At 64.9% G+C, this 6,375-nt stretch carries 8 protein-coding genes; 3 read left to right on the top strand and 5 right to left on the bottom strand.

Going from position 1 to position 6,375, the window contains the following annotated elements; translation table 11 throughout:
• Both KHP60_RS05330 and hutH read left to right on the top strand, forming a co-directional pair.
• On the top strand, positions 1 to 209 hold a 209-nt coding region (locus KHP60_RS05330), incomplete at its 5' end, for a hypothetical protein (RefSeq protein ID WP_213562528.1).
• A gap of 77 nt (positions 210 to 286) precedes the next feature.
• Positions 287 to 1,918, top strand: coding sequence for a histidine ammonia-lyase (hutH, locus tag KHP60_RS05325; RefSeq protein WP_213562527.1), 1,632 nt, complete (start codon positions 287 to 289; stop codon positions 1,916 to 1,918).
• A gap of 50 nt (positions 1,919 to 1,968) precedes the next feature.
• On the opposite strand, the gene KHP60_RS05320 is transcribed toward hutH, so the two are convergent.
• Positions 1,969 to 2,274 (bottom strand): hypothetical protein, encoded by a 306-nt coding sequence (locus KHP60_RS05320; protein WP_213562526.1) that lies wholly within the window; start codon positions 2,272 to 2,274, stop codon positions 1,969 to 1,971.
• Positions 2,275 to 2,354: 80 nt separating this feature from the next.
• On the opposite strand from KHP60_RS05320, the gene KHP60_RS05315 reads away from it, so the two are divergent.
• Positions 2,355 to 2,870 carry a GNAT family N-acetyltransferase gene (locus tag KHP60_RS05315; RefSeq protein ID WP_213562525.1) on the top strand — a complete coding sequence of 172 codons (516 nt, stop codon included), beginning with the start codon at positions 2,355 to 2,357 and terminating at the stop codon, positions 2,868 to 2,870.
• A 6-nt stretch (positions 2,871 to 2,876) separates the two neighbouring features.
• Here KHP60_RS05315 and KHP60_RS05310 read toward each other — a convergent pair whose 3' ends face one another.
• The 4 genes from KHP60_RS05310 to KHP60_RS05295 all read right to left on the bottom strand — a co-directional run bounded on the left by KHP60_RS05310 (position 2,877) and on the right by KHP60_RS05295 (position 6,329).
• A complete protein-coding gene (locus KHP60_RS05310; RefSeq protein WP_213562524.1) occupies positions 2,877 to 3,317 on the bottom strand; it encodes an N-acetyltransferase in 441 nt (146 codons plus the stop codon).
• 10 nt (positions 3,318 to 3,327) lie between these two features.
• Positions 3,328 to 4,566: an allantoate amidohydrolase gene (locus KHP60_RS05305; RefSeq protein WP_213562523.1), complete on the bottom strand. Its 1,239-nt coding sequence runs from the start codon at positions 4,564 to 4,566 to the stop codon at positions 3,328 to 3,330.
• 231 nt (positions 4,567 to 4,797) lie between these two features.
• A complete protein-coding gene (locus KHP60_RS05300; protein ID WP_213562522.1) occupies positions 4,798 to 5,841 on the bottom strand; it encodes an NAD(P)/FAD-dependent oxidoreductase in 1,044 nt (347 codons plus the stop codon).
• 173 nt (positions 5,842 to 6,014) lie between these two features.
• Positions 6,015 to 6,329: a 2Fe-2S iron-sulfur cluster-binding protein gene (locus KHP60_RS05295; protein ID WP_213562521.1), complete on the bottom strand. Its 315-nt coding sequence runs from the start codon at positions 6,327 to 6,329 to the stop codon at positions 6,015 to 6,017.
• Positions 6,330 to 6,375: the final 46 nt, after the last annotated feature.

The following is a 6,375-nucleotide window of genomic DNA, read 5'->3' as shown; positions in this document are numbered from 1 at the left end:
GCCGCAGGCCTCGCACGCCTGTGATCGCGGGAGGCCGACCCTGGGCTGACAGCGCAGGAGGTCCGCCTGAAAAGTACCGCGTGCGAAGCGCCGTCCGGCTCTTCCATCTCACCCATAGTCATCGAACCGGGCGGCCCGTCGCACCTCCCTCGATCAACCTGACGGCTCAGGGCTCCCAAGCCCTGGGCCTACAGGTGCTGGCTCTGTGATATGCTCATGCTCCGGGCGGCGGTTGCACCGCGTCCGAAGCCCCGGTATCCCTTTTTCTTCAACGTGAGGAACAGCGATGACGGTCAAGCTCGACGGGGCCACTCTCGGCATTCAGGACGTGGTGCGCGTGGCGCGCCCCGATGCCGAAGGAGCATTCGCCCAAGCCGCCCTGGCGCCGGAGGCACACGAGCGGATCGCGGCGACGCGGGCTTATATCGACCGCACCTGGATGCACGACGAAGCGCCGCTCATGTATGCCTTCAACACCGGCGTCGGGCTGTTCAAGGACCAGCGCGTCCTCATCAGTGACATGGCGGCCTATCAGCGCAAGACGGTCTACGCCCACGCCACGGGAGTCGGTGAGCCGTTCGCCGAGGACGTGACGCGGGCCATGATGCTCCTGCGCGCCAACGCCTTCGCGTCGAACTATTCCGGACCGCGCGTGGAACTGGTCGAGCGGCTCATCGCCTTCCTCAATGCGGGCCTGCATCCGGTCATTCCCGAGAAGGGCTCCGTCGGCGCTTCGGGCGATCTCGCGCCGCTCGCCCATATGGCCGGTGCAGTCTGCGGCTTCGAGGAGGCCGAAATGGTTTATCGCGGCCGCCGGATGCCGGCGCGCGAAGCCATCAGGGCTGCCGGTTTCGATCCCGATTTCGAGCTCGGTGCGAAGGATGCCTCCGCCCTCATCAACGGCTCGACCACGTCGCTCGCGCTCGGTGCTCTCGCCACGTTCGACGCGCGCCGCCTCCTGAAGCAGGCCGACATCGCCATGTGCCTGTCGCTCGAGGCCATGCGCGGCGAGCTCGCAGCCTTCGATCCGCGCGTGCACAAGGCACGTCCGCATCCGGGGCAGGCGCTGGTCGCCCGCAATCTTCTGCGGATCCTCGACGGCACGAAGCGCTGTTCGCAAGCGGCGCGCGATATCGTGTTCCCCGACGAGCCGCGTCAGCCGGGAACGCCCGCTGCGCCTCGCGTGCAGGACGTCTATTCCCTGCGCTGCACGCCGCAGGTTCACGGACCCGCCGTCGAGGCGGTGGAGTACGTGGAGCGCATCATCGGCACGGAAATGAACTCCGCCACCGACAACCCGCTGATCTTCGACGACGGGCAGGGCGGCTACGTGTCGATCTCGGGCGGCCATTTCCACGGGCAGTACATGGCGCAGGCCATGGATTTCCTGGCCATCGCGATGGCCGATCTCGGCACCATCTCCGAGCGGCGCCTCGCGCGCCTCATCGATCCCACCATGTCCTACGGATTGCCGCGCAATCTTCTGGCGGGCAAGCGCGGCCTCAATACGGGCTTTGCCACGGTGCAGTGCTCCCTGTCGGCGCTGGTGATGGAGAACCGCGGGCTTGCGACGCCGGGTTCGGTCGATTCGATTCCGGGCAAGTCCAACGCCGAGGATCATGTCTCCAACTCGACCTGGTGCGGGCGCAAGGCGCGTACCATCGTGGAAAACGTGGAGCAGATCGTGGCGGGCGAGTTGCTGATGGCCGCGCAGGCGCTCACGCTCGTGGAGCCGCTCGCCAAGGATTACCCGCTGGGCAAGGGCTCGCGGGCGGCGATGGAGGCGATCCGCGCCGTCGTTCCACCGGCGCTCGAGGGCGACCGATGGTATGCTACCGAGATGCGTCAGGCACTCGATCTCGTGCGCTCTGGCGCCGTGGTCGAAGCGGTCGAGAGCGCCGTCGGCGAGCTGGAATAAAGAAAGGGCCCGGATTCACCGGGCCCTGAGCGTTTAAATGCCGAGCCTGATCAGCGGCAGCGGCGAACGGTGCGATAGACCACGCTGCCGTTCGGACGGACCACCCGCTCGCGCACCGTGCGGCAGCGATCGACGCGGCCCCATCCCGGCCGTACGCCGCAATCCCGCACGGTGCGATAGACCACGCGGCCGTTCGGGCGCACGGTGCGGATCCGACGGGTGACGCATTGCACGTTGTCGACGAGCGTCGGCGCTTGCAGCTGCTCGGCGCCGAAACGAGCCTGAGCCTCTTGCGGTGCAGCAAAGAAGCCGGCGCCGAGAGCAAGGGCGAAAGCGGGGAGAATGATGGCTCTCATGGTCCATTCCTTATGTATTGAGGAGGGGCTGACGACAACGGCATGTCTATGCCATGGTTCCTGAAGCTGGAATGAATCCCATGTTGTCCCGCGTTGTCATTCGTCCTGTTCAGTCCTCGGACGCCGCCGAGCTGGTTGCCGCCAACCTCGCGAGCATCGACCTGCACGAGCCCTGGGTGTCGCCCTGCCGTGACCACGCGAGCTTCCTCGGCTATCTCAGCCGTTGCGACGGCGACCGGTCCATCGGCTTCGTCGCCCGCGAGCGGGAGAGCGGCCGGATCGTCGGCGTGGTCAATGTGAGCGAGATCGTGCGCGGCTTCTTCCAGAGCGCCTATATGGGCTATTACGGCATGGCCGGCATGAACGGGCGCGGCCTGATGAGCGAAACCGTAAGTCTCGTCGTGACGCATGCCTTCCGCGAGCTCGGCCTGCATCGCGTCGAAGCCAACATCCAGCCGGGCAACGAGCCGTCCCGCGCACTCGTCAAGCGACTGGGCTTTCGCCAGGAGGGCTACTCGCCGCGCTATCTCAAGATCGACGGCGAATGGCGCGATCACGAACGCTGGGCCGTGCTCTCGGATGAGTGGCGCCGCTGATTTGCATCAGGCGACGGGCCCGAGCTTCTTCTGCAGAAAGAAGCGGCTGCCGCCGATAGGATAATCCTTGAGCTCTCCGAAAATCTCATATCCCAGGCGCTGGTAGAGCCGGAGCGCCTCGGGATTGAGCGTATCGATCCAGGCCGAGTGGCAGTCCCGGTTCCGGGCTTCCTCCTCGGCCATCGCGATGAGCTGCGTGGCAAGTCCCACGCCGCGAAAGGCCTCGGGCACGAAGAGGAGCTCGATGGCAAGCCAGCCGCCATTCGTGCGTCCCAGAAGTCCCCCGACAGGCTCGTTGCTGTCCGGATCGCGAATGGCGATGGCGAGATCCTGACCCGGCGGATAATTGGCGAAGAGCGTTTTGTTGAAGCCCCGCACGCCCTCCAGCACGATCGGATGAAGCGCGGAAGCATCGTCGACGAACGCGATCGTGGGCAACAGCGTCATCGTGCAAACCCTATGCAGCGATCCGCTTGACGGCGTCGATCAGCACCCGGGCCGCCACGTCCGCATCCTCGGTCGTGATTGATTCCGCCGGATTGTGGCTGATGCCGTCCTTGCAGCGCACGAAGAGCATGGCGGAGGGGCAGAGATTGGCCATCGCGACCGCATCGTGACCTGCACCGGAGGAGAGATGCAGCGGCTCGATGCCGAGGCACCTCACGGCCTCTTCGAGCCGCCCGATCAGACCCTTGTCCATGGGCGTCGCGGGCGATTCCATGAACGGCTCGATGGTGAAGCTCACATTGCGTCGTTGAGCGGCAGCCTGGCACTCGGTCACGATGTCCTGCAACATGGCGAGACGCACCGCATCGTCCGGCGAGCGGGCGTCGAGGGTGAAATCGACGCGCGCCGGAATGACGTTGATCGCGCCGGGCTGCACCTGTACCACGCCGACGGTTGCGACCGTGTCGGTGCGCGTCGAGCCCGCGCGCTCCACGATGCCGATCATCTCGGCGACGGCCGCGAGCGCATCCCGGCGCATATTCATCGGAACGGTCCCCGCATGGCCCGCTTCGCCGATCACGCTGGCGCGGGCACGAGTGATGCCGTTGATGGCGGAGACGATGCCGATGGGAAGATCCTTCGCCTCCAAAAGCGGACCTTGCTCGATATGCACCTCGAGGTAGCCGCGATAGCGTGCCCGATCGCGCGCCAATGCAGCCGCTCCTCCTGGATCGCCACCGAAGCGGATCAGGGCATCGCGGAAAGAAATTCCGTCCTGATCCCTGCCGTCGAGCCAGGCCGGGTTGAAGCGGCCGGCCAAGGCCTGGGACGTGGAGAGGTTGGTCGGGAAGCGCACGTTCTCCTCGTCGCCGAAGGCCACGATCTCGATCGGGCAGGCCGGCGCGATGCCCTGCCGCTTCAGTGCCTCGACCACGACGATGCCGAGCACCACACCGAGATTGCCGTCATAACGGCCGGCATCGACCACGGAATCGATATGGGAGCCGATGAGGAGCGCGGGTGCTCCGGGATTGGCGCCCTCGACGCGGCCGATGACGGAGCCGAGCGCGTCGATATGGGCATTCAGGCCCGCCTCCTGCATCAGCCGGAGCGTGGCATCCGCAGCCCTGCGGTGCGCGTCGGAGAGATAAAGGCGGGTGAGGCGGCCGGGCTCGTCCGTATGCTGGGCGAGATCCTCGATCATCGCCATCACGCGGCGGCCGAGGGGGAAATCTGTCGCGTTTGTCATGGGCCGGAGAGTTTCAGGAACCGGTCTGCTTCGCAAGAGGGCTGGGATGCGCCGAGGCTCAAGGCTGCTCCTCAGAGTTTGACCGCCCCCCATTCACTTTTGCCGTCATCACCGGCCTTGTGCCGGCGATCTCGATGAAGAACAAGCGCGGCGCTTCACAGGATCGGGATGGCCGGAACAAGCCCGGCCATGACGTGCGGGGCTGGCCGCGGAACGTTCAAGCAAAAGGCTTCAGGCAGCAACGCCGAGCTTCTTCTGCAGGCTCGTGGAAGAGGTCGTGTATTGGAACAGGAGTTTCTTCTCGGGATACACGTAGCGGTGCACCTTCTGGGCCGCCAGCGCGCCCTCGTGGAAGCCGGAGAGGATGAGTTTCAGCTTGCCCGGATAGGTGTTGATGTCGCCGATGGCGAAGATGCCGGGAACGCTGGTCTCGAACTTCTCCGTATCGACCGGGACGAGGTTCTCGTGCAGGTTCAGGCCCCAATCGGCGATGGGACCGAGCTTCATGGTAAGACCGAAGAACGGCAGCATGACGTCGCAATCGACCGTGAGTTCCGAGCCGTCGTCCTTGCGGATCACGGCGCCTTCCAGCACATGATTTTCGCCCTTGAGCATACTCACCTGGCCCAGATGCAGGTCCATGTCGCCGGAGGCGACCAGCGAGCGCATCTTCTCCACCGTGTGCGGCGCGGCCCGGAAGGCATCGCGGCGATGGAGCAGGGTCAGGCGCTTGGCAATGGGCTGCAGGTTCACGGTCCAGTCGAGGGCGGAATCGCCGCCGCCGACGATCAGCACGTTCTTGTTGCGGAACATCTCCATCTTGCGCACGGCGTAGAATACGCTCGTGCCCTCGTAGGATTCGATGTTGTCGATCGGGGGCTTCTTGGGCTGGAAGGAGCCGCCGCCGGCCGCGATGATCACGGATTTGCAGATGAACGTGGTGCCGTTCTCGGAGGTCTTGACCCGGAACAGGGGTGCCTCGGGCGTGCCGATGGATTCAAGGCTCTCCACCATCTCGTTGAGATGGAAGGTGGGGTTGAACGGCTCGATCTGCGCCATCAGGTTGTCGACGAGGCCCTGGCCGGTCACCATCGGGAAGCCCGGAATGTCGTAGATCGGCTTTTCCGGATAGAGCTCGGCGCATTGGCCGCCCACTTTCGGCAGGATGTCGATGAGATGGCATTTGATGTCGAGGAGGCCCAGTTCGAACACGGCGAACAGGCCCACGGGCCCGGCACCGATGATGACGACGTCCGTTTCGATATGGTCGGTCATGAACAGGCTCCTTCGAGAGACGGCCTTTCGAAAAGCACGGTCTCCTGGTCTTGGCAATGTGGCAGGCTGAGCGGATGAGGATCTAGCAGATCCTCATCCGCTCAGCAGGTCTTTTATGACGCATTTTCAGGCGGCGGATCGATATCCACTTCGCCTGAAAATCCTTTTGACGGTCAGGCTCCGGTCGGGGCCAGGGTGACCTCCAGGCCGTCGAGTTCGGGGGTCCAGAGGATCTGGCAGGACAGGCGGGAGTTAGGCTGCGTCATCACGGTGTCGAGCTGGTCCTCCTCCTCGCCGGTGGGAGGATAGAGCTTGTCCAGCCAGCCCTCGGCGACGAAGACATGGCAGGTCGCGCATTCGCAGGCTCCGCCGCACAGGCCCTCGATGGGCAGGCCCCAGTCCCGGATGATCTCCATTACCCGCCAGCCCTCGATGGCCTCGAGGGTATGGCGCTGGCCGGCCCGGTCGGTCACATGGATGACGCCCATGAAGCGGGAATTCCTCTTTCGTGAATTCTGGGATATGGCGCGGAAC

Origin of the sequence: Microvirga sp. 3-52 (genome assembly GCF_018383585.1) — a bacterium.
Classification (GTDB): Bacteria; Pseudomonadota; Alphaproteobacteria; order Rhizobiales; family Beijerinckiaceae; genus Microvirga.
Note: the sequence above shows the minus strand (reverse complement) of the source record. Positions and strands in the feature narration are given on the sequence as shown.

Excerpts from the sequence above, each read along its gene's own strand:
- KHP60_RS05320 (WP_213562526.1), bottom strand. The coding sequence starts at position 2,274 with ATGAGAGCCATCATTCTCCCCGCTTTCGCCCTTGCTCTCGGCGCCGGC.
- KHP60_RS05295 (WP_213562521.1), bottom strand. The coding sequence starts at position 6,329 with ATGGGCGTCATCCATGTGACCGACCGGGCCGGCCAGCGCCATACCCTC.
- KHP60_RS05315 (WP_213562525.1), top strand. The coding sequence starts at position 2,355 with ATGTTGTCCCGCGTTGTCATTCGTCCTGTTCAGTCCTCGGACGCCGCC.
- KHP60_RS05305 (WP_213562523.1), bottom strand. The coding sequence starts at position 4,566 with ATGACAAACGCGACAGATTTCCCCCTCGGCCGCCGCGTGATGGCGATG.
- hutH (WP_213562527.1), top strand. The coding sequence starts at position 287 with ATGACGGTCAAGCTCGACGGGGCCACTCTCGGCATTCAGGACGTGGTG.
- KHP60_RS05300 (WP_213562522.1), bottom strand. The coding sequence starts at position 5,841 with ATGACCGACCATATCGAAACGGACGTCGTCATCATCGGTGCCGGGCCC.
- KHP60_RS05310 (WP_213562524.1), bottom strand. The coding sequence starts at position 3,317 with ATGACGCTGTTGCCCACGATCGCGTTCGTCGACGATGCTTCCGCGCTT.